The sequence below is a fragment of the Aeromonas sp. SE22 genome, assembly GCF_038739755.1.
Classification (GTDB): Bacteria; Pseudomonadota; Gammaproteobacteria; order Enterobacterales; family Aeromonadaceae; genus Aeromonas; species Aeromonas jandaei.
The window spans coordinates 134379-148181 of sequence record NZ_JBCGFD010000010.1 but is presented as its reverse complement, the minus strand read 5'-3'; the positions used below and the strand labels follow the sequence as shown (position 1 = coordinate 148181).

Here is a 13803-nt window from a genome sequence, read left to right as displayed (position 1 = left end):
ATTACCTGATTACCTGATTACCTGATTACCTGATTACCTGATTACCTGATTACCTGATTACCTCTTTGGTGGTGGTTCGCAAGGTTGGTGATAACTATTACCAAATAACTTGAAGTTATTTTTGTTTTGCTTTTGTTGTATGCTTGTTAACCGCTTTAAATTCATGGCCTGACAATATTGAAATAGATGTCTCTTATATGAACTTTATTTATTTCATGAGATCTCCTTATGTTGCGTGGTCGCGCTAACCATTTGTTTTCATTGTGTTTATAAAAAAATTTATACAAATCAAAATGTATTTGATGTGCATCAAACGAGTCGTTAATTTGCTCGTCAAGCAAAAGTGGAATGCGGCTTTCTACACAGAAAACAAGGATGTATGTAGCTGTGTGGTTCAGGGGTAGCGGGAACTACCCCTGATGCGGTGTGTTGCTTTTGCTTATTTAAATAAACCTGAAAAGGCACAGTTTATTATTGGCATGACCTCTCATCGGCTTAATGAGGGGCGAGCGCCAACAGTTGCTGTGCAGTATATCGCCGCATCACTAAATATCGTGACTCCAGCATGATGTGAGTGATGCAGTACAACACACGTTAATGTAGGTATAAACGAATGAAAGCTAATAAGATTTTGGTTGCTATGGGTGTTGGTTCCATGCTGCTGTGCGGCTCCGCTTTTGCTGCTGGCGGCGCTGGTTCAGGTAAAGTCACCTTTAACGGTGAAATCATCAACGCCCCTTGCTCTGTAGCCCCTGAGTCTGTTGACCAGGTAGTTGAAATGGGTCAGATCAGCACAAAAGAGCTGGCTAATGGTGGTGAGTCCAGCTCCAAGCCGTTCAGCATCAAGCTGCTGAACTGTGAAATCTCCGATAAGGATGATGCCGTCAAGGTGACCTTCAGCGGTGCTAAGGACCCGGTAGATTCCACCCTGCTGGTTATCGGTGGTGGTGACGCCGCTGGTGCCGGTATCAAGATGACCGCTCCGGGCGGTGCTCCGATTGTTCTGGGTGCCCCGACTGCCGCCTTCGGCCTGGTCAACGGTGATAACGAGCTGCCCTTCAGCGCCGTGCTGAAAGGTTATGCAAGCCAAGACACCAACCCGCTGAAAGCAGGCGCTTTCACTGCAGTGACCAACTTTACTCTCTCCTACGAGTAATAGACTGCCTTAACGTGTGACAAGGGTTGTGGTGGAGTGAGCCACCACAACCTCACACATTCTGTCTCCTCACATCGAACCTTGATCATGAAAACTTCAATGATGACGGCCATGGTGCTGCAGCTGGTGATGATGGCGGGATCAGTCCACTCCAACGAACGCACGGATGGACTGGCCGAATCGGGCTGTACGCTGGAGGTGCATCGCAGCATTCCGCTGCAGGCTCAGCAGCCGGGCACGCTGAAAATCAGCGGCTGTCAGGTCGAGGGGGCGATGGAGGCATCACTGCCTTTTATTTCCATGTCCGTGCGCGGAGCCATGAGCGATGAGCTCGGCATTCTCAAAAACGGCCAATATCACAAGGTATCCGGCGAACGTTTTATTATCTCGGATATCGTCAACAGTGATCTGGAATTCAATTTGGGGTTCATCAGTAGTCAGCTGTTTTTTCCGGACAGTACGACTTTATTTGAACTCAATTATATGTAAGCAAGCCAATTGCTTAGTGTAGATACCTCATTACGTGAGACCGTTATGCAATTCCTAGAGTGAAAATATGAGCGTTTCAACATCAGACTCTGTGAGAAAAAAACATTATTCAAAAATGGCTTTTATGCTATGTGTGCCTGGCCTGATGGCGGTGGCAAATCACGCATGGGCAGAAACGGAGTTTAATATTGATGCGCTCGATCTGGATGAGCGAACCAAGATCGACCTCTCCCAGTTTGCCGACGAAGGCTATATCTTGCCCGGCGACTATTATCTCGAAATCGAGGTCAACAAGAACAAGCTGCCCCTGCAGAAGATCCCTTTCTACGAGACCGACACCGGTAAGGGAAAGGGCGGGGTTGCCTGCTTGCCACAAGAAGTGATCCCCAAGCTGGCACTGACCGACGAGGCTGTCGCCAAGATCGATACCTGGCACGATGGCCAGTGTGCCAACCTGTTGGCACTGGACGGTGTGGTGATCTCCAACGACATCGGTAACGGTTTGCTGCGCATCGCCGTGCCCCAAGCGTGGATGAAGTACAGCGATCCGAACTGGATTCCGCCCGAACAGTGGGATGAAGGGATCCCGGGGATGATGCTGGATTACAACATCAACGCCCAGGTCAACGAAGGGGATGGTTACTCCAACCGCAACATCAGCAGCTACGGTACGCTGGGGTTCAACTATGGCGCTTGGCGCCTGCGGGGCGACTACCAGGCCAGCTCTTACTGGGGCGACAATGAACGGACATCGACCGAGCTGAACCGTATCTATGCCTATCGCCCCTTGACCGACATGGCTGCCAAGCTGACGGTGGGCGAGCAGCAGCTCAACTCCCAGCTGATCGACGGCTTCCGTTATACCGGCGTCAACCTGGCCAATGATGAGCGCATGTTGCCGCCAAGTCTGCAGGGCTATGCGCCGGAAGTGAGCGGCATCGCCAAGACCAACGCCAAGGTCACCATCTCCCAGTCCGGCCGGATCATCTATGAGACCAACGTGCCGGCCGGTCCGTTTCGCATCCAGGGGCTAGACAGTTCGGTGCGCGGTCGTCTCGACGTGCGGGTGGAGGAGCAGGATGGCAGTGTCAGCTCGTTCCAGGTAGACACTGCGACCGTTCCCTATCTGACTCGTCCCGGTTACGTCCGATACAACCTGGCGGTGGGTGCGCCTTCCGAACAGACGGATTCGGTACACGATGTGCACGGCCCTGCCTTTGTGACTGGTGATTTCTCCTGGGGGGTGGCCAACTCCTGGTCGCTGTACGGTGGCAGCCTAGTTGCGGGTGAATACAACTCCATGGGGTTGGGTCTCGGTCGAGACCTCTATGCGTTTGGTGCCATCTCGGCTGACTTGACCCAATCCATTTCCAAGCTGCCTGGCCTGTCGACCAAGATTGGCCAGTCGGTGCGGGTGAACTACGCCAAGCAGTTCGATGAATACAACAGCTCGATCACCTTTGCAGGTTATCGCTTCTCCCAACATGACTTCATGACCATGTCGCAGTTCCTCAATAACAAGGAGCGGTTGGAGAAAAACGAGACCGCCTCGAGTGATGACTACAACAACTGGGGTGACAAGGAGCTCTATACCATCACCGCCAACAAGACCTTCTGGGCGGATGATGCAGCCAAGGCGCTGACCGTCTACCTGGACTACACCCACAGAACCTACTGGGATCATGATGCCGAGGATCGCTACGGTCTCTCCATCAACAAGAACGTGAACATCGGCAGCTTCAAGGATGTCTCCGTCTACGTATCGGCCTACAAGACCAAGACCGAAAACTACGAGGATGACAAGAGCATCATGCTGACCCTGAGCATGCCGATCGGGGATAGAAAGAGCGCGGGATATAGCGTGCAGTCCTCCAATGGCAAGGTGACCCATCTTGCCACTTATCAGGATTACAGCCGGCCGGATGATACCTATCAGCTGGGGGCGGGTGTGCAGAGCAATGGCCACGCCGTGGCGCGGGGCTACTACAACCACAATAGCGACATCGGGGCGGTCAGTCTCAATGCCTATAGCGTGCAGAGCGAATACACCTCTGTCGGGGCCAGCCTGCGTGGCGGCCTGACGGCGACCCAGCACGGCGCGGCCCTGCACCAGGCGACCCGCCGTGGTGGTACCCGCATGATGGTGGATACCGACAAGACCTCTGGCGTCTCCTTCAACAACGGCCGCGCCGTGACCAACCGTTTTGGTGTCGCGGTGATCAGCGACATGACCGATTATCGCAAGAGCGATACCCGGGTCGATGTGGATCAGCTGAGCGACGACATTGATGCGATGAACGCCATCAAGCAGGGGACCCTGACCGAGGGTGCAATTGGGTATAATGCCTTCGAAATTGCGGAAGGGTTCAAGCTGCTGGCCAATGTCAGGCTGCCCGATGGCTCAGTGCCGCCGTTTGGTGCTACCGTCGTCAAGAATTCCGGCCGGGTGCTCTCGGTGGTGGATGAAGATGGCCTGGTCTATCTGACCGGGGTGAAACCGAATGAAGCGTTTGAACTTTCATGGGGCGGGGCCCGCCAGTGCAAGATAGTGGCGCCGCAACAAGTAACCGATCTGTCGATGAAGACTCTCACTTGCAAGTAATGGGATACCGATGAAAAAGCTGCTCTCTTATACCTGTCTGGCTGTGCTGGGCATGACCTCGCTCAACGTCAGCGCCGCCATCGTGCTGGACCGTACTCGCGCCGTTTATCCGGGCGGTGCCAAGTCCATCAGCCTAAACATCAAGAACGAGAACCAGAAGCTGCCCTACCTGGCGCAGGCCTGGATTGAAGATGCCCAGGGCCAGAAGATCTCTTCTCCTTTCGTGGTGCTGCCGCCGGTACAGCGGGTGGATGCCAACCAAAAGTCCATCGTGCGCATCGCCAGCGTGCCGGCCATCGACAGCCTGCCCAAGGATCGCGAGTCCATCTACTACTTCAACCTGCGCGAAATCCCGCCCAAGAGCGAGAAGAGCAACGTGATGCAGATTGCCGTGCAGTCCAAGATCAAGCTGTTCTATCGCCCTGAGGCCATCCTGCCAGAGCGCGGTGCCGTATGGCAGGATAAGGTGCTGATCACCAAGCAGGGCAAAGCCCTGAAGGTCAACAACCCGACCCCTTACTACATCACCTACGTGGGCCTCGGCCATCCGCAGGGCAAGGAGCGGACCACCATCAAGGGTTTCTCTGCCTTTATGGTTGCCCCCAAGTCAGAGCAGACGGTCACTATCCCGGAAACCCTGGGCAACGAATTTGTGATCAGCTACGTCAATGACTACGGCGGATATATGGATATCAAATACCAGTGCACAGGCAATGCCTGTAAAGCTGTGAAGAGCGAGTAACGTTATGTATCGTTTCATTATCTGTGCAGGGATGATTGCTTTAGCTTCCCCGGCATTGGCAGTCAATGGCGCAGTGGTACCAGATGCAACTCAAACATATAATATAAATCTTGATAAGGCTGACATTGTAAATAAGCCAGGATCGAAGACTAAGCCTTTTAAATGGGAGCTGGGCACAACCTATGGTGGAACAGTCTATTGTCCAACCCAGACAATTCAGACATCTCCTATTTATTACAAAGCGGTGATCAGTGATGGTTTGCCACAGGTTGGTGAGGGTTTTGTAAAGCTTAATGAATTTTTGGATATGAAGGTTGAAATATTTATAGCGGGCAATAGAAGAGAACTTGTCACTGCACCATTCAATAATGAAACAAATAAAGGTAGATATGGGCCTTGTTATCAGGGTGGGAAGGTTAGGTTCAACTTTGAGAGTGGCAGTCATGGTCAGGTTACCTTCCGTGTAAGAAAACCCATCATAAATGGGGTGCATATATCTGACCACCAAATAGTGGAAATGTTTGGGCGATTGGGAATGACCGACTCAGACTTCAGTGGCGACGTAATGTCACGAATTGTAATTCAGTCATCTATTCTCTATGTGCCGGAAGAGTGTGTGATAAATGGCGGCCAGACCATCGAGGTTGAATTTGGTGATCTTCCTGGTAATGGATTGGACGGAAATAACTTTGAAAAAATACTTCCATTGACTTTCCAATGTAAAGGGGGGGCATTTGAGGGAAATGCGCTAAAAATCAACCTAGGTATTTCTGGAAGACCAGCATCCTTCAATCAAGACTATTTGCGAACAACCAAAGATGGCTATCAGGGGGGAACAGTTATCCCTGACTTGGGTATCAAGTTTAAACAGTTGGATGGTTCACCGCTTAATTTGAATACATTCTATCCAGTTTCCATGCAGGGCAATATCGGTGATTGGGGTTTTATCGCTGCGCCAGTAACACCCGCAGGAGCGGATATCCCAGCTGGTGACTTTTACGCCACAGCCACTATCGTTGCAGAGTTCCAATGAGGAGTCATTTTATGCTACGGACATTGTGGATAGGCTTGGCAGTGTGCCCACTGTTGGGGGTAACGGCAGCCCCCCGTGCTAGCAATGACTTGGAATTGTTGGGTAACACAGTTCATCTTCACGGCCGGATCATCGATCAGCCATGCGTGGTTGCCCCGGAATCCGTTGACCAAGAGGTCGACATGGGGGTGGTCGACGTGAAGGAGCTCTATGCCAACGGGGTCGGTGCCCACGTGCCTTTCGTGATCCGGTTGACCAACTGCAAGCCCGGAATCTTCCGTATGGCCAAGGTGACCTTTACCGGCTCGCAGGATACCCAACTCAGCGGCGGGTTGGCATTCACGGCTGGGATTGCCAAGGGGGCTGGTATCCGCCTATATGATGTGACTCAATCACCCCTGAATTTGGGTACTGCCTCTCGTGGCTATCTGCTGGGAGGTACGGCAGATAATCAGCTGCAATTCTTTGCCCGGGTTGAAGGGCATCCGGCGGCACTGGCGGCCAAGAACATCCAGCCTGGCGACTATTCTGCCGTCGCCAATTTCATCATTGCTTATGAATAAATTCAGAAGTCGTTGCGCTGGATGACTTTTGAGTTACCAAGGCTGGGCCAGGTGATGACGCCCCCCAGATAACTGGAGAGGTAAATTCCGCCAGGCAATTGAATGAACTGGGACTTTTGTTTAGGTGGTGTCAGCGCAGCCACCAGAGTCGCAACCATACTGTTATTGGTTAGTGCCTGCTGATCAATGAAATTGACAATGGTATTTTTGATCTCGACCGAAATATCGCCATTATCCCGTTCCAGATCCCCGACGGAATCCATATTGAACAGTATCTTTCCCTGATTGTCGGTTGCTATCATGGTTGCCACAACTATTTCCCTGTTCATGGTTACAATGAATTTACTCTTTCTGGTTATCTCTACCCAGTTGTCCGGTGCCTGACAATTTTTGTGATATCTGACAGTGGTGTCTGGATTATTGTAATAGTTGTGGAAAACATTGTCTCCCTGTTGGGTCATGGTTGTGATGACGCATTGCACTTCTTCAGCCACCGGATGACCACTGCGCAGCAAAAACACATTCTCTGATAATTTTTTGAGATTATTATCTATGGAAAAATAGCTGATAGCTTCTTTGCCAACCAAAATGGAGATCTGCTCATCAGCCTTGCGCGGAATTCGCTTTATCAAGGGGGTTATTGAATCTATTTTGACATTCAGCGCTTTTTCTGTATCGCTGGTCATATAGAGAGAAATCTGGCTGAGATTGATAGTGCGCAGCGTATTCGCCGTCACATAGTTATAAATAAAGATGGCCAGTGAAGTCAGTGAAACTAGCAGCAACACAAACAGCAGGATACGTTTCGGGTTGAAATAGCGATCATATTTTCGACGAGTATATTGCCGTCTTGCTTGAGGGGGATGGGAAGTCATCGCCGCTTGAGTTTCTTCATTTGACGTTGGTTCTTCCGTTTCACCTGCTGCCTCAATTGGGGCACAAAAGATATATCCCACTCGCGGAATAGTGTCGATAGCATCCATCAAACTGAATGATTCCAGCTTTCTTCTCAATGAGAGGATCTGCCGGTTCAAATTGGTGTCGGTATTGTCCTGATTGGGCCACAAGGCATCCTGCAGCTTGCTTCTGGGAATGACAGTACCTGCCTCATCACACAGCATTTCGAGCAGCTCGGCTTCCTTGTTGCTGAGCTTGATGTCCTTGTCTCCTTTTGAGAGTCTGAATATTGCAGCGGAGAAAAAGATATCCTCTGCAATTTTATAAATTTTGTTACTCATGTGTGACTCGTCTTACTGCCAAGGAGTGCATTTTACCACCATGCAGTCTTTGTTCAAATAATGATAAATTACTGATTTCCTTTACTATCAACCAGTTACCTCATTTCTTAAACGCATGGTGGGAGACATGGTACTACAGCTCATTAATTTGGTTCAAAAAATGTGCAAAAAAATGGCCGTTTATGTAATCGTTCTCACTTACTCCTGCCTGTGCGGGAAATTTTGACGCCGTCAGCATTTTCTTTCGAATAATGTGCGTATTTGGATGACTCTTGCATGCCGGTTTTTGTCGCATGGCCGATTATTGCGCCTTAAAAAAATTCTGATATTGCTTGCGCTGGGGTTTGAGATTACCGCCGAGATCGGGCCAGGGGAGCCAGCGGTCGGGCACCATAAAGCCGGGCAGGGTGGCACGGATCCAGGCTGCCAGCTCGGGGTAGGGGACCGGCTCACCGTGCCAGTCGATAAAGGCTGCGGGGCGCTGGCCCCACTCGTCGCTTGGCACCGGCACCACCAGTGCCTGGGCGACAGCCGGGTGGTCCACCAGCCGCTGCTCGATGGTTTCGGGCTGGATATTCTCCCCGCCCGAGATAAAGAGGTTGTCGAGTCGCCCCTCTACCACCAGTTCGCCTGTCTCGCTGAAGTGGCCCTTGTCGCGGGTATGAAACCAACCGTCAGCATCAAGGGGCAGATCGAGAGTTCCACCGCGGTAGTAACCGGCAAACAGGGTGGCACCGCGCACGCAGATCTCCTGCTCCCGGATGCACACCTCCCGTCCCGGTAGCGGGCGGCCGACCATACCGGCATTGCCGGGGATGGTGGTGCAGACCTGACTGCCCATCTCGGAGAGGCCATAACTCACCTTGGGTTCGAGCCCCATGGCGCAGAGACGGCTCACCAGTGGCTGCGGGATGGCGGCACCACCGAGCAGCAGCTCGCGCAGGCGGGTGCGGGCGGGGTCAAAGCCCTCTGCCAGCAGGCGCCAGAGCTGGGTCGGCACCAGCGAGAGGTGGGTGATCGGTTGCTGTTCAAGGCGCGCCTTGAGCGGCTGAGTGCGATCGTCCAGCACCAGAGTGGCGCCCGCCAGAAAGACCCGAAACAGGATGGCGTAACCGCCAACGTGAAACAGCGGCAGCGAGAGCAGCCAGCCGCACGTCTGATCGAGGGGGATCAGGGCGGCTGAACCGCGAGCCGAGGCCATATGGTTGGCCAGCCGGTGTACCACGGCCTTCGGCGTACCGCTGGAGCCCGAGGTGAGGATCATGTTGTTGAGCCGGGCTGGCTCCAACATAGAGTTGCTTTCGTCTGCTGGCAGCTCATGGGCGAAGTCGAGGCGCAAGGGTTGCCAGCTGCCCGTCGGGATCTCGCCAGCCGACCAGAAGGCAGTGGCATCGAGCAGGGTTGCCAGCTCGGCCTGCCGCGCCGGCGGAAAGGCGGGATTGAGCGGGCAGAAGATGATGCCGCTGCGCACGCAGGCCCACGCCAGCAGCACATCCTGCTGCGCGCCGCGCACTACCGCTGCAAGGTGATCGCCGTGCTGGAGCCCAGCTTGTGCCAGCTGTTGGCAGAGGCTGTTGATGTGGCGATCGAGCTGGCGATAGCTGAGCGGGGTTGGGCCATAAATGGCGATATGGTCGGGCGTGAGCCCTGCCCAGTGGTGTACCGGGCAGGGTTCCTTGCTGTAGGCGGGCTCAATCACGGAGAAAAAGCCGGGTCAGTTGGCTCACGTCGGGCTTGCCATCGCTATCGAGCAGCTCCCCCGCCATCCAGCGACGGGTATCGAGACCGGGAGCCTGCTCCGGCGCCCACTCACCCGCCAGACGGGCGAGCTGATTCAGCCCGAGACCCGACTCGAAGCAGGAGGAGATGATCACCTTGAGCCGCAGCTCGCGGGCACGGTTGACCAGTGCTTCGATGTTGGCGAGCGAGCCAAGCAGGGTGGGTTTGAGCACCAGCGCCTTCAGCTGCGGGATGGGCTCCCACGGTTTGCCCTGCGCCAGGAGTTCGTCCAGCGCTACCGGCATGCCGGTGCGGTTGGCAACGAAGGCGATATCGGCGAAGTCGGCGCAAGGGTCTTCCAGATACTCGATGCGGTTCGGGTCGAGATGGCCGCAGAAGGTCCAGGCCTCCTCGCGGGTCCAGCCCTGGTTGGCATCCAGCACCAGTTTGAGAGAGGGCACCCGATCGCACAGCAGGCGGATCAGTGCCAGCTCATCACGCATCGGATAGCGGGCTACCTTCAGCTTGGCCTTGCTGGGGGTGCTGTGGAGCCACTCTTTCCAATTTTTCAGCAGCTCTTGCGGCGAGCCCTGAATAAGGGGGTAAGGCGCGGGCAGCGGGTTGCTCTGCTCCGGCCATTTGCGGCGTGCGCAGTCGAGGCCAAATTGTACCGACGGCAGCACGGGATTCGGGGTATCTCCGGCGGCCAGGGCCGCCAGAGCGGCGAGCGCTTCCTGCTCCGCCTGTTGCAGGCTCTCTTGCGAGAAGCCGGGCAGAGGGGCAATTTCCCCCCAGCCGTCGTTGATGCGCACCAACAGCCCCTCTCGCGCCACCTCCACCTTGCCGTGAAAGGTCAGTGGCTGGGTAAAAGGCAGTTGATAGCGATAGAGGGCTAGTGTCATCAGGGGTTCCGCTTGTATTTGGAGAAGTCGGGACGGCGTTTTTCGTTGAACGCGTTGCGCCCTTCCTGACCCTCTTCGGTCATGTAGAACAGCATGGTGGCATTGCCAGCCAGCTCCTGCAACCCTGCCTGGCCGTCACAGTCGGCATTGAGGGCCGCCTTCAGGCAGCGCAGCGCCATCGGGCTGTTTTGCAGCATCTCGCGGCACCAGCGCACGGTTTCGCGCTCCAGATCCGCCAGCGGCACGACGGTGTTGACCAGACCCATGTCGAGGGCTTGCCGGGCATCGTACATGCGGCAGAGGAACCAGATCTCGCGGGCTTTCTTCTGGCCGACGATGCGGGCCATGTAGGAGGCGCCCCAACCGCCGTCGAAGGAGCCCACTTTCGGGCCGGTTTGGCCAAACTGGGCGTTGTCGGCGGCGATGGTCAGGTCACACATCATGTGCAGCACGTGGCCGCCACCGACCGCATAGCCGGCCACCATGGCCACCACCGGTTTCGGGCAGGTGCGGATGTCGCGCTGGAAGTCGAGCACGTTGAGGTGATGAGTCCCCTCGTCATCGCGATAGCCACCGTAGTCGCCACGGATCTTCTGGTCGCCGCCGGCGCAGAAGGCCTTCTCGCCAAAACCGGTCAGGATGATGGTACCAACCTGATCGTCATAACGGGCATCGGCCAGCGCCTGCAGCATCTCTTTGACGGTGCGGGGACGGAAGGCGTTGCGTACCTGGGGGCGGTTGATAGTGATCTTGGCAATGCCATCGCCGGACTTGTGATAGAGGATGTCCTCGTAACCGGCGGAGCAATCACGCCACTCGACAGGTGCGTAGAGTTCCGCTTCAGTCATTGCTTCAATCATGACTCTTCTCTTCTTGTTGTTGGTTGACCCACTCCGCAAGGAGTCGGGCAAAAGCCTCGGGCTGGTGGGCATGCAGGTTATGGCCGCCATCCAGCTCCAAGTGGTTGATTTTGCGATGCTGACTCGCCATGAGGCAAGCCAGCTGATGGAATTTGTGATCCCGCTTGCCGCTGACATACGTGACAGGCAACCCGCCTTGCGCCAGCCAGGAAGCGAGATCCGGCTGCTGTCCAAGGGAGGTGGCGCGCAGCATGGCGGCCACGGCCTTGCCGTCGTTGCCAAGGCGGCGGGCGATCTGGCGAGCACGGGCTGCCTCGTCGAGATCGGCAAACACCCCCTGCCGATACCAGTCGGCCAGCACGTCAGCCAGGGGCTCGCGCTCGAAGCGCCCTGCCCAGCTCTCATCGTGGGCGATGCGGGCGGCCCGCTCACCGGCTGGCAGCCCCGGGTGGCAGTTCTCCAGCAGCAGTCCCGATAGCCCTGCCGGCTCACGGCTGGCGTGGTAGAGGGCCAGTCGCCCGCCCAGCGAGTAACCGACCAGCAGGTAGCGCTCGATGCCGCGACTGGCTAGCTCCCGGCACAGCCACTGGTGACTCTGCTCGAAGTCGTTGACCCGCAGCTCGTGATGCTGGCCGTGACCCGGCAGGTCGAGGGCAATGCAGTGGTGGCCGGGCAGGCGGTCAATGACCGGTTGCCAGTCGTTTCCATCGCCGAGCAGACCGTGCAGCAGAACCAGCGGTGTGTCGTTACAGCTCACGGATGGTGGCTCCCAATGCCTTGAGATCATCGGCCACCTGCTCGCTCGGTACCCTGATCTCGATCAGGGTAACGCCACCCTTGAGGGCCAAACCGTACTCCTGCTCGAATCCGGCCAGGGTCGTCGGCGCGCGGTAGGCGAGGCCAAACATGGCGGCGGCATGTTCAAAGCCGAGGCCGTGGGGCAGCCGGTAGTAGCTCTCCAGCAGCTCCCCTTCGGTGGGGACGGGCAACATGCGAAAGATACTGCCGCCATCGTTGTTGAGCAGGATCACCACCAGCGGCTGGCTCGCCTTGCTGAGCAGGGCCAGGCTGTTGAGATCGTGCAGGGCGCTCAGATCGCCGATCAGCAGGGTGGTGGGCTGGTTGCTGCTTTGCGCAAATCCGTAAGCGGTGGCGATGAGGCCATCGATGCCGGAGGCGCCGCGGTTGGTCATTACCCGGCTCGGCCCCTTGCCCGTTTCGCCGAGCATGTCCATCAGTCGGGCCGGCATGCTGTTGCCGACAAAGAGCTGCCCCTCGATAAGGCTATTGATGCGATGGCAGACTCCGAGCTCGGAGAAGCGATCGCAGGCGGCGGCTATCGCCTGACCGACCGGTTGCAGCAGCGTGGCCAGCCGATGCCAGGGGGCATTGCTGGCCGTGACCGGATGGGCAGAGGCAAAGGCACCAGCGTTGCAGAGCAGGCGGTTGCGCAGCCGGTAGTCGGGGTCGAGCCGCGCCGGCTGCGGATCTACCAGCCAGTAGTCGTGCCACGCCTGCTGCTTGATGAACTGGCCAAGGCGCTTGGAGACCAGTCGGGCGCCAAATTGCAGCAGCACCTCGGCACAGCCCAGCTCGGCGGCCACGGCTGCATTGTTGAGGGCGAGATCCAGCTCGATCAGATTGCGGCGATCGAAGCGCAGCTGGCTCTGGATATCGGCCAGCAGCGGCCAGCCAAGTCGCTCCGCCAGCTCGGCGGCAGCCTCTGCTTGCTCCGGATCTGTAATGCGACCGGCAACAACGATGCCGCGCTTTTGCCGAAAGTTTTCCCACTCCGCCTGCGGTGGGCAGGTCGGTTCGCTCTGCTGCCACGGGCTCCAGGGCGTCTGCGAGTTGAGCCAGTTGCCGAGGGGGGTCAGATAGTCGGAGAAATCCTGATAGTGTTCGCCCGGGTAGAGGGGCTCGGGGTACATGCAGTTGAAGTGCACCACCCCGGGGGTGAGCGCCTGCCTGGCCAAGGCTTGATCTACCGAGCTCAGCACAAACGCCGCTGGAATGGTCGGGGTGGGGCTTGGCAGGCTCTGCTGATAGACGGGGTAGCGGCCGAAGATCCCCTGCTGGTCGATCGCCTGATTGGCGCCGTTGTCGATAAGCTCGTGGGGACGATCGGCGGAGAGAATGATTAGCGGCACACCGGTGAGCTGGGCTTCGGCTACCGCGGGCCAGAGGTTGGCCACCGCGGTGCCGGAGGTCATGATCACCGCCACCGGGCGATTGCTCCCCTTGGCCAGCCCGAGCGCCATAAAGCCGAGGCCGCGCTCGTCAAAATGCAGATGGCGGCGAAAGCCCTGATGTGCCGCAGCCGCCATGGTCAGCGGCGCGGAGCGGGAGCCGGGAGCCAGCACCAGATCGCGCACGCCGAGGCGAAAGAGCTCCTCCAGCAACAGGGAGGACCAGACATGGTTGAAGGTGGCGTGCTGATTTGAAAACGGGCGGCAGGCAAACACTTCGCTGGCTGGCTCTTTACGGGTGGGCATAGGG

12 protein-coding genes are annotated in these 13803 nt (G+C 56.4%); 6 read left to right on the top strand and 6 right to left on the bottom strand.

Annotated elements, in window-relative coordinates; genetic code table 11:
• The first annotated feature begins 613 nt into the window (after positions 1-613).
• The 6 genes from AAHA39_RS15595 (at position 614) to AAHA39_RS15570 (ending at position 6585) form a co-directional block, all read left to right on the top strand.
• A complete protein-coding gene (locus AAHA39_RS15595) occupies positions 614-1156 on the top strand; it encodes a fimbrial protein (RefSeq protein ID WP_042032805.1) in 543 nt (180 codons plus the stop codon).
• Between the two features lie 99 nt (positions 1157-1255).
• Positions 1256-1645 carry a hypothetical protein gene (locus AAHA39_RS15590; RefSeq protein ID WP_320657371.1) on the top strand — a complete coding sequence of 130 codons (390 nt, stop codon included), beginning with the start codon at positions 1256-1258 and terminating at the stop codon, positions 1643-1645.
• Between the two features lie 67 nt (positions 1646-1712).
• The gene (locus AAHA39_RS15585; protein ID WP_320657360.1) at positions 1713-4247 is read left to right on the top strand and encodes a fimbria/pilus outer membrane usher protein; all 2535 of its coding nucleotides are present in this window, start codon (positions 1713-1715) and stop codon (positions 4245-4247) included.
• Positions 4248-4257: 10 nt separating this feature from the next.
• Positions 4258-4989 carry a fimbrial biogenesis chaperone gene (locus AAHA39_RS15580; RefSeq protein WP_201909792.1) on the top strand — a complete coding sequence of 244 codons (732 nt, stop codon included), beginning with the start codon at positions 4258-4260 and terminating at the stop codon, positions 4987-4989.
• Positions 4990-4993: 4 nt separating this feature from the next.
• Positions 4994-6022 carry a fimbrial protein gene (locus AAHA39_RS15575; protein WP_182926301.1) on the top strand — a complete coding sequence of 343 codons (1029 nt, stop codon included), beginning with the start codon at positions 4994-4996 and terminating at the stop codon, positions 6020-6022.
• 11 nt (positions 6023-6033) lie between these two features.
• Positions 6034-6585 carry a fimbrial protein gene (locus tag AAHA39_RS15570; protein WP_320657361.1) on the top strand — a complete coding sequence of 184 codons (552 nt, stop codon included), beginning with the start codon at positions 6034-6036 and terminating at the stop codon, positions 6583-6585.
• Between the two features lie 2 nt (positions 6586-6587).
• Here the strand turns inward: AAHA39_RS15570 and AAHA39_RS15565 are convergent, their stop codons facing one another.
• From AAHA39_RS15565 to menD, 6 genes are all read right to left on the bottom strand, one after another.
• Positions 6588-7823, bottom strand: a complete 1236-nt coding sequence (locus tag AAHA39_RS15565) for a winged helix-turn-helix domain-containing protein (protein WP_320657362.1) — start codon at positions 7821-7823, stop codon at positions 6588-6590.
• 301 nt (positions 7824-8124) lie between these two features.
• Positions 8125-9522, bottom strand: a complete 1398-nt coding sequence (locus AAHA39_RS15560; protein ID WP_320657363.1) for an AMP-binding protein — start codon at positions 9520-9522, stop codon at positions 8125-8127.
• A complete protein-coding gene (gene menC, locus AAHA39_RS15555) occupies positions 9515-10444 on the bottom strand; it encodes an o-succinylbenzoate synthase (protein WP_320657364.1) in 930 nt (309 codons plus the stop codon). Before menC ends, AAHA39_RS15560 begins: the two co-directional genes overlap by 8 nt.
• Complete coding sequence (gene menB / locus AAHA39_RS15550) at positions 10444-11304, bottom strand: 1,4-dihydroxy-2-naphthoyl-CoA synthase (protein WP_041209282.1); 861 nt, start codon at positions 11302-11304, stop codon at positions 10444-10446. Before menB ends, menC begins: the two co-directional genes overlap by 1 nt.
• On the bottom strand, positions 11297-12091 hold the full coding sequence (menH, locus tag AAHA39_RS15545; protein ID WP_320657365.1) for a 2-succinyl-6-hydroxy-2,4-cyclohexadiene-1-carboxylate synthase: 795 nt from the start codon (positions 12089-12091) through the stop codon (positions 11297-11299). Before menH ends, menB begins: the two co-directional genes overlap by 8 nt.
• A complete protein-coding gene (gene menD, locus AAHA39_RS15540; protein WP_320657366.1) occupies positions 12051-13799 on the bottom strand; it encodes a 2-succinyl-5-enolpyruvyl-6-hydroxy-3-cyclohexene-1-carboxylic-acid synthase in 1749 nt (582 codons plus the stop codon). Before menD ends, menH begins: the two co-directional genes overlap by 41 nt.
• Positions 13800-13803: the final 4 nt, after the last annotated feature.